We start from the raw sequence: 13,617 nt of genomic DNA, 5'->3' as shown, positions 1-13,617 counted from the left end.
GTACCCCAGTCGACTGACGACCATTCCCCCCCTCGCCGGCACATCGGCAAGGCGAGATAGGTCGTCATTGCCGTACGCGCACGTCATCCGGCATGGAGGTGAAGCATCCATTCGCAATGGCAAGCTCATTGGAACCTGAGTTCTTCCCCATGCAGCGACTGGATGAAGACTACTGGTAGGTTGCTGTGATGGTGATCTCGGTCTGCACCGAGCCCGCGTTGATACCACTGGTGGAGGGCAGGTAGTAGCCCGCACGCAGCGTGTAGCTGGCCGTCGCTCCAGTCACTATGACAGGAATGTCCTTGTCTCCCTTCTTCAGAGGTGTCGATCCGCTCGCGCCTGCCAGCAGCACAATGGAAAGGCCCTTGGCGGGCTCGCTCGTCGCCGTGTTTTTCCACCGCAGGGCATCGCCCTCCGCAGCGGTCCCATCAAAGGAAAGCAGTGCCTTGGTGACGCCGATGCATCCGGTGAAATTCAGATTGCTGGTCTTGAGATTGTTGTTGCCCACATTGAGTGCATCGGCCTTGACGCTGTCGAGCGTGATGGCGGGGGTGGCCAGCGCACAGGTACCCGGCAACACTCGGCCACTGATGGAAAGTGTCTGGCTGCTGGCCGGCGATGCGGCCATCAGCAATGCAAGCATGGCCGGCAGATGACGGTACTGATCGATCATGGAGATTCTCCTGGAGCAAGCGAAGATTGAATGTCAGGACCTGGAATCGCGGTCTCTACCCGCAACCCGGCGTCGCCCATTGGCGTGCACAGCGCCTGGGTCCAGGACAGGCCATAGGCGTCAGGCTTGGCGGGCATGCGGTACAGCAGTCGACAGCGGCTGGGGCCATCGGCATCGACGATCAATGCTCCTTCATCCTGGGCACCGCGCAGATGAATCACGCCCCCCTGCCCAACGGCTCCGCGCGGCGTGCCGTTCTCCTCCTGCACGCGCGCGGCAAACGGCAACGGCTGCCCAAGCGCGTCCGTCGCATCGATGAACAAGGAGCGCTCGCGTCGCACTTCGAACGGAACACGTACGATGCTGCCCGCTGTCGGCGCGATGCGCCGGGAGGTCTGTAGGAGTTCCACTTCCAGCGGCAAACCGGACGGGTCAAGATCAATGCGGTTCCAGCGGTAAGGGCTGATGTGCGGCAGCAGCGCATAACCACGGCGATCAACACGGAGATCAGCACCGGCTCCGATGCGGGCGCCGTGCGCGCCGGGCGCCTGCACCAGCGCAAATCCCTCTCCCACTGGCTGCCCCAGGGTGATCCCACCACGGTGCAAGGCGATGCTGCCGGCGGCCCCCAGCGTGTGACTGCTGAAATGCCCGGCTCGGGTGAAGCCCGCGCTGAGATGTGCGTAGCGGCCTTGATAATCGGCGAATGCAGTGCTGCTGCGTACCCCGCCCGCCCGCTGCTCTCCAGACAGTGAATAGTTGAGCGCGCGACGCTCTCCCACCGCACCTGTCAGGCTCAGCTGGGCCTGGCCTCCACCGTCAGAGCGACCCACGCGGGTGCTGGTCCGCTGCGTGCTGCCGTGGGATCCCAAGGGCAGACTGACCGTGAGGTCGTAGCGGGTGTCCTGACGACCGTTTCCCTGCCGGAAACGCATGACGGATACGCCGTAGTTGACCTTCCCCGCAACGGTATTGAAGCTCAGCTGCAGATCATTCTGGCGCTGCGTGCTGTCCCAGTACGCGACGTGGCCGCCGTCGAGATGCAGGCTGCTGCGCTCCCCGATCCTCTGTGAGAAGTTCAGCTGGTAGCGCTGGCGCGCACGTCCCACTGGATGCCACTCGTCCGGGCGGGCCGTTGCCAGATCGTGCAGCGTGAGGAAGCCCCGGGTGCTGTAACGATACGCCGCAAGCCCGAAGTTGGTGCCACTTTCTGCCAGGTAGCGCTGATAGTTCACCCGGTAGCTGTTGCCGATCAGGGGCCGCCCGTCCGCCTGGCGGGCGCGCGAATGGGTGACGTCCATGCCCAGCGCGCCGACAGGAGTGTTGACCGCCACCCCCAGCAGGCCGGCACCGTATCCTTCAGCCAGCTGCAATCCCCCGAGAGCTGTCAGTCGATTGTTCAGTCCATGTGCATGGGTGGCCTCGGCGAAGCCCAGCCGCTGCAGGACGTGACGGCCTCTTAGTGCACCGGCGGTCACGCTTGAGCGGGACGTACCCGCGCGCAGCGCCTGTGGCACCGCCGAGAAGCTGACGGTGAACTGCTGCTGCCGGCCATCGGCTTCCACTACGATCACCTGCAGGTCACCACCAAAGTTGGTGGGATACAGATCGTCTATCGCGAACGGCCCTGGAGCGACGTTTACTTCATGGATGACAACACCGTCCTGCTCGATGCGCACCACTGCACTGCTGTCGGCAATGCCACGTACCACCGGTGCATATCCGCGCAGTGAATCAGGCAGCATCCGTTCATCACTGGCGATACGCACCCCCGTGAACGGCACACTGTCAAACAGCTGCCCACTGGTGTTGCCCTCACCCAGCAACAGCTGGCTGTTCCACCCGGGAATGTCACGCTGGGCGTAACTGTTGATGGTGGTACGGCGCACCTGCCCCCGCGCATGGTTGAAGGCGGTGCGATGGCGGAAGCGCCAGCTCCCGATGTTCGCACCCATGCGCAGGCCGAGGTGGCTGCGATCGACGCCTGCACTACGGCCATGGCTGGCGCTGTAGTCCACGAACAGGGCGTTGATGCCTGGATCACGTAGCTCAACCGGCACCAGGCCTCGTGCCGCCCTCGCCTGTGCAGCCTGCGGCACGGAGATCAGCAGCTGCAGCGTGCCGCTGTCGAATGTCACTGTTGCCCCCGCGATCACGGACGGCAGGTCGATACAACCCGTTGCCCGCTCCAGCGCCATTCGATAGGTGGCCTGCAGTTCCAGCTCCCGCAGCAGATCCGCAGACAGGCAGGCACCCGCCCGGTCAGGGTCGTCGCCCGCTACGAAGGTGATGTCGCGTGTCTGCAGGTACTGGCCGTTGACCAGCACATCAACGCGGTAGTCGCCTGCGGGCATGGGGTTGCCGCGCACATAGCGACGCATATCGATGGTTCGCCCACCCACGAGGAAGCCGTCACTGAATTCAAGGCCCGTTTCGGTCTCCGCGTGGGCAGGTAACGCCAGTCCCGACAGAGCGAATGCCATGGCCGATGCAAGCCGTGAAGCACACAGACCTGGACGCGGCGTAGTGGAAGGGATCATGCCCGCATTCCATTCATGCGCGACGCACCTCAGTAGTAATCTGCCAGCAACGTTGCTTCACCACGTATCGATCCGGTGCGCAGCGTCCCGGTCGTGCGCAGGTAGCGCGCACTGAATGGAACCGGCAGGGTACTGCCTGATGCGGCGCCATGGGTCCAGGGGGCTTTCATCCGCACAGGATTCCCTCCACTGAGGATCTGCACTGCCACACCATTGGCGGTACTGCCCGGCGCCGCCTTCAGCGTGTTTGACGTGCTGGCAGGATCGTGAACGTCCACCAGCTCCAGAACCAGTCGGCGCCCGGAGGCGGCACAGCTGACGCGCACATTGAACGACTTCTCGCCCGCGCTGCCGTTGCGCTGCAGGGTTACCGCGTCCACCGGATCCAGGTCGACGTTCTGCGGAGTGACCGCGCAGGTCTGGGCACGAAAGCGGAAGCCAAGGTTGAAACGATGGAACCCACCCGTGCCGCCAGACGTCGTGCGCAGGGAGCCCGCAGGCCGGCGGGCCACGTCGTGCATTGGTCCGCCCCGTGAGAACGCGATGACCTGCATGGTGACGTTCTTTCTTGCTCCATTCAGCGAGTACCGGCTCGGAACACCGTCGCGCAGCGGAACGCCACCTTCCTCGACCTCCTCGATCGGGCATTCGGGATCGGATATTTCGCAGCCACCATAGCTGTAGCTGAAGGCCAACAAGGGCGAGGTGGAATCCATTTCGTAGGCGGCAATGGCACGGCTCCCCCAGGGCACGTCGCGAACGTACTTCATTCCAGACAGCTGAAGCAGCTCCTCCATCTGCGTTTCGCCTGCATCGCAGACCAGCGTCAGCGATCCAGATCGGAATCCCAGAGTGACATCGGCGCGCTCGGTAAAGGCGACGTCGAAAACGTGATCCAGCTGTGCGTCGCCCCCCGGTGCGCGGCAGGTCGCGCTCGCACTGAAAGCAACCGTCGCTCCCAACAGGGCGAGCCAGCCAGCGTATGCAGGACAGAGCGACATCATTGGCGTCTACTGGAGCAAAGGCGGGGACACGCACCGTACGCGTTTGCCGAGCCATCGCCCATGCAGAAAGTTGCAATTGCCGCAATGACGGGCTTTTGCAACATTCTTCATATCGTTGCGGACGACGCCCGGACAGACTCCCGCCAACCCACGACATCGCTGTCGTGCAGGATTCCATTGCAGAGAGAACAGTCCATGCCCCTTCAAACACAACTGCTGTGCGGGGCCTTCCTGGCCCTGACGATTCCCTCCCTGGCCCACGCCGAGCGCCTGGAAATCACCGGATCGCTGGAAACGTCCACCTGTACGGTCGGCACGACCGGTGGTGCGATCACCGTGCCGATGGGCAAGGTTGATCTTGTCTCGGTGAACGCGGCAACACGTGCAGGCCAGAAGAACTTCACCATCAACCTTGATTGCAGTGGCTCCGGTGCCGCGCAGAAGGTTGGCGTCCGCTTCGGTGGTACGCAGCATGACAGCACCGGCAATCTCGCCCTGACAGCGGCCTCGACAGCACGCAACGTCGGGGTTGCGCTGTATGACGCGGACGACAATCACCAGCGCATCGGTGATGACCCGACGCAGTGGCTGACGATTGCTGCCGGTGGCAGTGGACAGCTGACGTATAGCGCCTGGTACGCATCGCCCTCACAGAATGCGCAGGCCGGGCAGGCCAACGCATCCGGTGACTTCGTCGTTCTCTACGACTGACTTCCGTGGCAGTCTGGCCGGATGCGCCAGACTGTCGTCGTCCAGCGAGGCGCCGCATGAAATTCTCATTCCTTTCAGGGCTGTCCGCGTTGCTGGCTGCCCTATTCGCCCTTCCCGGCCAGGCCGCCGTGACACTGCAGGGAACCCGCATCGTGCACGATGCCGCCAAGGGCCGCGATGTCACAGTGAAAGCGAGCAACGTCGGCGAGCAGCCTGCCATGACCCAGGTCTGGATCGACGATGGCGACAGCCACGCACGACCGGAAGATGTACGCACGCCCTTCCGGCTGACGCCGGCCGAACCGCGCCTGCTGCTGTCACAGCATGCCCAGGCATTTCGCATCACCTATGCACCGCGCCCCTCGGATCCGCCGGTGCCCATGGATCGCGAGTCGGTGTTCTACTTCAATCTGCTGGACATACCGCCCAAGCCTTCCGGAACCGCAGACCGCAACCTGCTTCAGTTCGCAGTGCGCACGCGGGTGAAACTGTTCCATCGCCCGGCAGGGCTGCCGGGCAATGCGCGCGATGCGGCAGCTGCCCTGCTGTGGTCCGGCGATGGCGATGGCCTGCAGGTGCGTAACCCAAGCGCGTACCACGTGTCGCTGAGTTCGTTGACGCTTGCCGACGGCCGCAGCGTCGAGGTGGACATGATCGCGCCGGGAGCACAGGTACGCTATGCACTGCCGGATGGCGCAGTCATCCCAGCGTCAGTGTCATTCACATGGCTGGATGACTACGGCACACCTCGCGATGCGGAAGCCCGCGTTGAGCGGTAGACCCGTGTCGCTGATGCAGAGCCGAGCTTGCGCCCACCTTTCATGTATTGCGTAGAAGCAGCCGAGCATGACTCGGCTCTACAGGATACGAATCGTGTGCAGACCTTTGCGGGTCACGCGAAGTGCTGGTAGCCGCCGTCGGCGGCTTCGCCATCCACGTGCACGCCTTGCCCATCGGCAATGCGGCCGATGCGGGTGAGCGGCAGGTCCAGCGATTCGGCCAAGTAGTGCAGTGCGTCGCGCTGGTCGGCGGCGGCGGTGAAGCACAGTTCGTAGTCGTCGCCACCGCGCAGTGCGCAGTCGCGTGCATCGTCGCGGCCGAGCAGCTCACGCAGCGCGTGCGAGATCGGCAGCGAATCGGCATCCACATGCGCGGCTACGTTGCTGCGTGCGGCGATGTGGCCCAGGTCGGCCAGCAGGCCGTCTGACACGTCCACCGCCGCATGCGCGAACGCACGCAGGCGCAGGCCGAGGGTGACGCGCGGCGTCGGCCGCAGCAGGCGCAGACGCAGGCTCTCGTAGTCGGCCAGCAACGTGGCGGTGGCCAGGTTCAGCGCGCCCTGCTGCCACAGGCGCAGCGCACCGGCGGCATCGCCCAGCGTGCCACTGACCCAGATGTCGTCGCCCAACTGCGCGCGGTCGCGGCGCAATGCCTGGCCACGGCCGACCTGTCCCATCGCAGTAACCGACAGCGACAGCGGGCCACGCGTGGTATCGCCACCAATCAGTGCGATGTCATGCTGGTCGGCGAGGGCGAAGAAGCCATCGCCGAAGGCCTCGATCCAGTCTTCAGAGGCTTCCGGCAGGGACAGCGCCAGCGTGCACCACGCCGGGCGCGCGCCCATCGCGGCGAGGTCCGACAGGTTGACCGCCAAGGTCTTCCAGCCAATGTCGAAGGCCCGGGTTTCCACCGGGAAATGCACACCGCTGTTGAGCGTGTCGGCGGTGACCACCAGCTGTTCGTTGGCCCGCGGCTGCAGCAGCGCAGCGTCATCGCCGATGCCGAGCAGGATGTCGTCGCGCTCGAGGGTGCGGGCGCGGATACGGTCTATGAGGGCGAATTCGGCCAGGGACATGGGGCGTTCCGGCGGGTTGCATGGATGGGCGGCGGGCGCGGATGCCGACCAGGTGAACCGGCTGGGGGGGGGTAGAGTCGACTGTCAGTCGACTGCTCTCCGGTCCGACACTACGACTGCTGATCGAAAGGCAGTCGACTGACAGTCGACTCTACCGAAGCAGATTCCCGCGCCGTTCAATGAACGATGCGGGACGCAGTGGGTCAGTGACCCGATTCGACCTTGCGCCATTCCACGGCGGCACGATCCAGCACGCCGTTGACGTAGGTGTGGCCATGTTCGGAACCAAAGCGCTTGGCCGATTCGATGGCTTCGTTGATCACCACGCGGTACGGCACGTCCAGGCGATAACGCAGCTCGTAGCCGGCCAGGCGCAGCACCGCGCGCTCGATCGCGTCCACTTCCTCGATGCCACGGTCCAGGTACGGGCCGAGGGCTTCGTCAATATCACGACGGTTGTCGAGCACACCGTGCAGCAGCGCCTCGAAATACGCCAGGTCGGCGATTTCACGGGCCTGCTCGTGGGCGAACTGGGCGATCAGCGACTGGGCGTTGCCGCCAGAGATCTGCCAGGCGTAGATGGCCTGCACGGCGCGACGGCGTGCGCGCGAGCGCAGCACCGGGTCGACGCCATCGCGGCGGACGGGTTTACCGGAGGGCTTGCCCTGGGTGTTCTTGTTCATGGCAGCTGCTCCAGAAGGTTGACCATTTCCAATGCGGCGAGTGCGACTTCCTCGCCCTTGTTGCCGTGGCTGCCGCCTGCGCGGGCCTCGGCGTCTTCAACGCGTTCCACCGCCAGCACGCCGTTCAGCACCGGCACGCCGAAGTCCAGCTGCACGCGCATCAGGCCTTCGGCGCAGCGGTCGGCCACGTGTTCGTAGTGGCGGGTGTCGCCACGGATCACGCAGCCCAGGGTGAGGATGGCGGCGTGTTCATGGGCGGCGGCCAGGCGCGCGGCCACCAGCGGCAGCTCCCAGGCACCCGGCACGCGGATCACGTCGATGTTGGCTTCGGCGATGCCGTTGCCGGCCAGGCTCTGGCGGGCGCCGGCGACCAGCGTATCGGTGATGCGGGCGTTCCAGCGGCTGGCCAGGATGGCGAAGCGCGCCGATTCGGGAGTGCGAAGATCGCCTTCGTAGTGGCTCATATGCGGCTTGGGGGATTCGATTAAGGGGTAATTCTAGCGTGGATGGGTCCCGGCCGTGGCTGGCGGGGGCGCAAGGGCGTGCCGACCAACGGTCGGCACCCACCGGTGGCATGGGGTCGGCACCCACCGGTGGCATGGGGTCTGCACCCACCGGTAGTGCCGGCCGCTGGCCGGCAATTCCCATTACAGGGTGACCGCCTCCACCACTTCCAGGCCGTACCCGGCCAGGCCGATCTGGCGGCGCGGGGTGCCCAGCACGCGCAGCTTGCCCAGGCCCAGGTCGGACAGGATCTGCGCGCCGGCACCGTTGCGGCGCCACTGGCTCACGTCCTTGTCCTTGCCCGGTACCACCGGCGCCGGCTGCTGGCGCAGGCGGGCCAGCAGGGCTTCACCGTCGCGCGGGGCCTGCAGCACCACCATCACGCCGGCGCCTTCGGCATCGATCGCGCGCAGGGCATCGGTGGCAGCCACGCCGAAGTCGTCACGGCGCCAGTGCAGCAGGTCGGCCAGCGGGTTTTCCACCTGCACGCGTACCAGGGTCGGTGTTTCCGCATCCGGCGTGCCACGAACCAGCGCGAAATGCAGGTCGTGGGCGATGCGGTCGCGGTAGGTCACCAGCTTGAAGGGGCCGAACTCGGTGTCGATCTCGCGCTCGTCCACGCGTTCAACGGTCTTTTCGGTGGCCAGGCGGTAGGCGATCAGGTCGGCGATGGAGCCCATCTTCAGGCCGTGCTCGCGGGCGAACACTTCCAGCTCCGGGCGGCGCGCCATGCTGCCATCCGGGTTCAGGATCTCCACCAGCACGCCGGCCGGTTCCAGCCCGGCCAGCATGGCCATGTCCACGGCGGCTTCGGTGTGGCCGGCGCGGGTCAACACGCCGCCCGGCTGGGCGATCAGCGGGAAAATGTGGCCCGGCTGGTGCAGGTCCGACGGCTTGGCGTTGGGCTTCACCGCGGTGCGGATGGTGTGGGCGCGGTCATGCGCCGAGATGCCAGTGGTGACGCCCTCGGCGGCCTCGATGCTGACCGTGAAGTTGGTCTGGAACTGGGCGGTATTGGCCTGCACCATCGGCGCCAGGCCGAGATCGGCGGCGCGGGTACGGTTCAGCGGCAGGCACACCAGGCCACGGCCATGGGTGACCATGAAGTTGATGTCGCTGGCCTTGACCAGCTCGGCGGCCATGATCAGGTCGCCTTCGTTCTCCCGGTCTTCGTCGTCGACGATGACGACCATGCGGCCCAGGCGGATGTCTTCCAGGATGTCCGGAATCGGGGCGAAATTCATGCGACATCTCCCTGTGGGTGCTGACCGTTGGTCGGCACACTGATCAGTCGTTCCACATAACGGGCGACCAGGTCGATTTCAAGATTGACCGCGCTACCCACGCCCGAGGCGGAGAAGGCGGTGTTGGCCACCGTGTGCGGGATCAGTGCGACTTCAAAGCCCTCATCGTCCACTTCGTTGACGGTGAGGCTGACGCCGTCCACGCAGATCGAGCCCTTCTTGGCGATGTAGCGGCGCAGCGCGGCCGGCGCGCCGAAACGCCAGCGCTGGGCACGTGCGTCTTCGTGGATGGACAGTACCTGGCCAAGGCCGTCGACGTGGCCGCTGACCAGATGGCCGCCGAGGCGGTCGGTCGGCCGCATGGCGCGCTCCAGATTGATGACCGCCCCTTCGCCCAGCTGGCCCAGCGTGGTCAGGCCCAGGGTCTCGGTGGAAGCATCGGCCTGGAAGCTGTTGGTGTCGAATGCGATGACGGTGAGGCAGACGCCGTTGATAGCAATGCTCTCGCCCATCTGCACGTTGTCGAACGGCAGATTCCCGACATTGAAGGTGAAGCGGACATCGCCGCCGATGGGTTCGCGTGCGACCAGACGGCCGACGCCTTCGATGATTCCAGTAAACAAGAAACGTTCTCCGCGAAAAGTGAGCGAAAAACGCCGCAAGGCAAACAGGCGCACGCAGGGCAAGAGCCCTGTGGCACCGTCTTCTTTCATCCGGACTATGACCGTCGGCTCCGGCATTGGACCGGATCTGCTGACCCCCGGCCGTGGGCCGGGGCGCTCGCGGGCTCGTGCTTGCGCACCTACCGCCGGTGGGGAATTGCACCCCGCCCTGAAGACGTTTGTGTACCGGCGAACCGGCGTGGCTAGTGTACCAGCCCGGGCTGAACGGGGTCGGATGCCACAGCTGTGACGGCCGTCGCTCGCAATTTGTAAAACTTTCATTAAAATTCTGCCCCGGACGACATGATGTCGCCACGGGCAGCCGCGACGGCAGGCCCGCCAATGGACTGAAATTCACAGGAATTCCCATGCGCAAGATGCTGATCGTGGCCGCCCTGCTGGCCGCCGCCCCGTTCTCGGCTTCGGCCGACGCCCTGAGCTACACCTACGTTGAAGGCGGCTGGACGCAGGTCAAGGTTGACGACAACGCACTGGACGACCCGAAGGTCGACGGCGGCTACCTGCGTGGCTCGGTAGCCATCGCCGAACAGGTCTACGTGTTCGGTGGCTGGTCGCGTACCAGCAAGACCTATCACTACAGCGACGGTTCGCTGAAGGTTGAACTGAACCAGCCGGAGCTGGGCATCGGCTACCACATGCCGTGGACCGACCGCGTCGACTTCACCGCCGATATCGCTTGGGTGCGCCAGAACGCTGAGCTGACCGATCGTTATGACGGCTACAGCGACCGCTACAAGGACCACACCAACCTGGCCCGCGCCACCATGGGCATCCGCGGCAAGCCGTCGCGCATGACCGAAGCCTGGGCCAAGGCCGGTTACATGGACGGCGGCAACAACTTCAAGGGCACCTGGGTCGGCACCGTCGGCGGCCAGATCAACTTCACCAAGACCTGGGGTCTGGTGGGCGAGATCTCCGGCTACCGCGACGTCACGCAGTACTCGGCCGGCGTCCGCGCCAGCTTCTGATCCAACGATCGCTCCTCGTCGTGCGATCGAACGGGCCCCGCAAGGGGCCCGTTTTTTGTCCGCTGTACACCGTCACCTGGCTGCATCGCGCCATCGAAAGTGTGGGCAGATGCGCTAGGCTTGCGCGCCTCTGGAACAGGAAAACACCGTCATGAAGACCCCCACCCATACCCTTCTGGCCAGCGTGCTGCTGTGCGCCCCGCTGATTGCCAGCGCGGCACCGGCCCAACTGACGCCCGAGCAGGCCTTCGACCTGTATGCACGCGTGCTGCTGGAAGACGACGCGGCCGCCACGCGCACGCTCAACGACGCACTGAAGCCGGCGTTCGAGGGCCAGGACGCCGTGACCCCGAACCCGGGTGCGCTGGCCAAGGCCTTGGCCGAACCCTGGCAGACGGTACTGGCCAGCACCGGCGCCAAGGTCGACGCTGCGGCCACCGAAGCGCTGTATGCCAAGGCGCTGCGTGATTCGAAGTGCCGCGCGACCAAGAGCGTGATCGAAGACAACGAATACGTTGAAGACCAGAAGCTGGCGCGGATCAGCTACAGCTGCCAGGTGCCCGACCTGGGCAAGGTGCGCCCGCTGTTCGCCGCCAGCCTGGCCGACGATGCCAGCCCGGCCGCGCGCAAGCAGTTCACCGATGCCTATGCCCAGGCACTGCAGACTGGCGCGCGCGTTCCGGTCAGCGGCACCTTCACCCTGTACCCGGCCAAGGACAATGGCTACTGGTACAGCGGCAACTTCGATGATCTGGTAGGCACCGTGGCCGGTGCGCTGGCACCGTTCGAGGACTGGATGCAGGACGCGCAGGCGGCCAACGCGCCGAAGGTGACCGGCGTTCCGGGCTGCGACCTGTTGCTGCAGCAGCACCGCAGTTGCGTGGCGAAGATCGCACCGGACCAGATCGGCGGCGTGGACGCGATGGCCGAAGAACTGAAGGCCAAGGCCAAGGTGAAGTCGGCCGACGAGATGACGCAGGAGTGCAAGGCGCTGCGCCCGATCGCCGAGATGATGTGGACCGACGCGTGCGCGTGAGCCACGTATAGAGCCGAGTCCGCGCTCGGCTCATCGTCGCCGACGACAAGGGCCACTGCACTTTCAGAACCGTTGCATGGCCCTGCGCAGCCTGCATGGTCAATGCTGTTGCCCTCTTCCACCGGGGCAACCGCATGAAACACCGTATGACGTCGACCTCGCTCATGTTGCTGGCGCTGATGGTGTGCTGGCAGGCCGAAGCGTCCAGGTTCAAAGCCACCAGGATCTTCGTCGTCAAACCCTCGGTTGCCTTTGAGTCAACCCAGCTGAGCGACAGGCACCTGGATGCGTGGATGAGCAATGACGACCACTGCCGCGATTTCCTGATGTACCACGATCAGTGTGCCGTGCTGGTACTGCCGGATGAGTACGACGACGGTTTTACGCGTCGCCAGTTGCGGTTCAAGGCGAGGCAACTGCCGGGCGAGGCGCTCGGCGCGTACTGCCGCGACCTGCATGTGCTGTGGAAGCAGCAGTGGAAGGGCCAGTGCCCGGTCGGCGAAGAAGACGACGAAGCGGCGTGACGCCAAGGGCCCAGCCCCTGCTCTGCGTCATTCCATCATGGGCGCAGCAGCAGTCTGATGTCCTCACCCACCTGGCGCTGGTCAACCACACGCAGGCGGTGCTGCTGGTCCATGGCATCGATGCCGAGGCCGGCCAGCAATGGGCGTCCATTGTCGCCCAGCAGCGTGGGGGCCTGGTAAAGCAGCAGTTCGTCCACCCAGCCACCGCGCAGCAGCGCACCGGCCAGGGTGGCGCCGGCTTCGGTATGCACTTCGTTGATGCCACGCTCGGCCAGCAGCGCCAGCACCGCGCCCAGATCCAACCGGCCCTCTGCGCTGGGCACGCTGGCAAATTCTGCGTCAGCCGCATCCGGCGCACTCACCGCCGCATCGTGCAGGTACAGCGTCGGTGCCCCGCCCTCGCGCACGCGGCCGCACTCGAGCGAACGCAGGCGCGAATCGAGTACCACGCGCAGCGGTGGCATCACTTCGGTATCGGCCAGGCGCACGGTCAGCATCGGGTCGTCGGCCAGCACGGTGTCGGCGCCGGTCAGGATCGCACCAGCACGCGCACGCCAGTGCTGCACGTCTTCGCGTGCGGCTGGACCGGTGATCCACTTGGAGCTGCCGTCGGCCATCGCAGTACGGCCATCAAGGCTCGCGGCCAGCTTCACCCGCAGCCAAGGGCGGTTGCGCTCCACGCGTGACAGGAAGCCCTTGTTGAGTTCGCGCGCCTGCGTCGCCATCAGCCCTTCGGCAACCTCGATGCCGGCGTTGCGCAGCAGATCGAAGCCACCGCCATCCACCTTGGGGAATGGATCGCGCATTGCGGCAACCACGCGCGACACGCCCGCTTCGATCAGCGCCAGTGCACACGGCGGTGTGCGCCCGTAGTGGGCACAGGGCTCCAGAGTGACGTAGGCGGTGGCACCGCGCGCCTCGCTACCGGCCTCGCGCAGCGCGAACACTTCGGCGTGCGGTCCACCGGCGCGCTGGTGCCAGCCCTGCCCGACCACGCGTTCGCCATGGGCGATCACGCAGCCGACCATCGGGTTGGGGCGAGTGGTATAGGCAGCGCGCTCGGCCAGGCGCAGCGCGTTGGCCATGTGCAGGTGGTCGAGGACGGAGAACGAAGTGGTCATGCGGCCATGGTAACGCTGCCGGTGTGGATCCACGCCATCAGTGCCAACCAAGGTTGGCACCCACCAGAGCA

The 13,617-nt window shown here is 65.5% G+C and carries 14 protein-coding genes and 1 riboswitch; of the genes, 5 read left to right on the top strand and 9 right to left on the bottom strand.

The features are described 5' to 3' along the window. Positions 1 to 169 precede the first annotated feature (169 nt). The 3 genes from AC5P67_RS11405 to AC5P67_RS11395 all read right to left on the bottom strand — a co-directional run bounded on the left by AC5P67_RS11405 (position 170) and on the right by AC5P67_RS11395 (position 4,217). Positions 170 to 673 (bottom strand): fimbrial protein, encoded by a 504-nt coding sequence (locus AC5P67_RS11405; protein ID WP_012479145.1) that lies wholly within the window; start codon positions 671 to 673, stop codon positions 170 to 172. Beyond that, entirely contained in the window at positions 670 to 3,156 is a 2,487-nt protein-coding gene (locus AC5P67_RS11400; RefSeq protein WP_099470549.1) for a fimbria/pilus outer membrane usher protein, read from the bottom strand. The genes AC5P67_RS11405 and AC5P67_RS11400 overlap by 4 nt, the downstream gene beginning before the upstream one ends. Positions 3,157 to 3,242: 86 nt before the next feature. Further along, on the bottom strand, positions 3,243 to 4,217 hold the full coding sequence (locus AC5P67_RS11395; protein WP_080047680.1) for a fimbrial protein: 975 nt from the start codon (positions 4,215 to 4,217) through the stop codon (positions 3,243 to 3,245). 195 nt (positions 4,218 to 4,412) lie between these two features. Between AC5P67_RS11395 and AC5P67_RS11390 the strand changes: the two genes are divergently transcribed. Further along, a complete protein-coding gene (locus AC5P67_RS11390; protein WP_012479142.1) occupies positions 4,413 to 4,928 on the top strand; it encodes a fimbrial protein in 516 nt (171 codons plus the stop codon). 56 nt (positions 4,929 to 4,984) lie between these two features. Further along, positions 4,985 to 5,707: a fimbrial biogenesis chaperone gene (locus AC5P67_RS11385; protein WP_065183599.1), complete on the top strand. Its 723-nt coding sequence runs from the start codon at positions 4,985 to 4,987 to the stop codon at positions 5,705 to 5,707. 113 nt (positions 5,708 to 5,820) lie between these two features. On the opposite strand, the gene thiL is transcribed toward AC5P67_RS11385, so the two are convergent. The 5 genes from thiL to AC5P67_RS11360 form a co-directional block, all read right to left on the bottom strand. Beyond that, entirely contained in the window at positions 5,821 to 6,783 is a 963-nt protein-coding gene (gene thiL, locus AC5P67_RS11380; protein WP_012479140.1) for a thiamine-phosphate kinase, read from the bottom strand. A 203-nt stretch (positions 6,784 to 6,986) separates the two neighbouring features. Beyond that, complete coding sequence (gene nusB / locus AC5P67_RS11375; protein WP_012479139.1) at positions 6,987 to 7,466, bottom strand: transcription antitermination factor NusB; 480 nt, start codon at positions 7,464 to 7,466, stop codon at positions 6,987 to 6,989. After that, positions 7,463 to 7,930, bottom strand: a complete 468-nt coding sequence (gene ribH / locus AC5P67_RS11370; RefSeq protein ID WP_012479138.1) for a 6,7-dimethyl-8-ribityllumazine synthase — start codon at positions 7,928 to 7,930, stop codon at positions 7,463 to 7,465. The genes nusB and ribH overlap by 4 nt, the downstream gene beginning before the upstream one ends. A gap of 183 nt (positions 7,931 to 8,113) precedes the next feature. Next, positions 8,114 to 9,214 (bottom strand): 3,4-dihydroxy-2-butanone-4-phosphate synthase, encoded by a 1,101-nt coding sequence (ribB, locus tag AC5P67_RS11365; RefSeq protein WP_012479137.1) that lies wholly within the window; start codon positions 9,212 to 9,214, stop codon positions 8,114 to 8,116. Then, positions 9,211 to 9,837 carry a riboflavin synthase gene (locus AC5P67_RS11360; RefSeq protein ID WP_012479136.1) on the bottom strand — a complete coding sequence of 209 codons (627 nt, stop codon included), beginning with the start codon at positions 9,835 to 9,837 and terminating at the stop codon, positions 9,211 to 9,213. The genes ribB and AC5P67_RS11360 overlap by 4 nt, the downstream gene beginning before the upstream one ends. Positions 9,838 to 9,911: 74 nt before the next feature. After that, positions 9,912 to 10,057, bottom strand: a riboswitch (FMN riboswitch). Between the two features lie 187 nt (positions 10,058 to 10,244). Between AC5P67_RS11360 and AC5P67_RS11355 the strand changes: the two genes are divergently transcribed. The 3 genes from AC5P67_RS11355 (at position 10,245) to AC5P67_RS11345 (ending at position 12,425) form a co-directional block, all read left to right on the top strand. Continuing rightward, a complete protein-coding gene (locus AC5P67_RS11355; RefSeq protein WP_043033820.1) occupies positions 10,245 to 10,865 on the top strand; it encodes a hypothetical protein in 621 nt (206 codons plus the stop codon). 151 nt (positions 10,866 to 11,016) lie between these two features. Beyond that, the gene (locus AC5P67_RS11350; protein WP_043033821.1) at positions 11,017 to 11,901 is read left to right on the top strand and encodes a hypothetical protein; all 885 of its coding nucleotides are present in this window, start codon (positions 11,017 to 11,019) and stop codon (positions 11,899 to 11,901) included. 95 nt (positions 11,902 to 11,996) lie between these two features. Then, positions 11,997 to 12,425, top strand: a complete 429-nt coding sequence (locus tag AC5P67_RS11345) for a hypothetical protein (protein WP_080334763.1) — start codon at positions 11,997 to 11,999, stop codon at positions 12,423 to 12,425. A gap of 35 nt (positions 12,426 to 12,460) precedes the next feature. On the opposite strand, the gene ribD is transcribed toward AC5P67_RS11345, so the two are convergent. Continuing rightward, positions 12,461 to 13,546 carry a bifunctional diaminohydroxyphosphoribosylaminopyrimidine deaminase/5-amino-6-(5-phosphoribosylamino)uracil reductase RibD gene (gene ribD / locus AC5P67_RS11340; RefSeq protein WP_043033981.1) on the bottom strand — a complete coding sequence of 362 codons (1,086 nt, stop codon included), beginning with the start codon at positions 13,544 to 13,546 and terminating at the stop codon, positions 12,461 to 12,463. Between the last annotated feature and the right edge of the window lie 71 nt (positions 13,547 to 13,617).

This window comes from Stenotrophomonas sp. YJH_SMC_21 (assembly GCF_059369555.1).
Note: the sequence above shows the minus strand (reverse complement) of the source record. Positions and strands in the feature narration are given on the sequence as shown.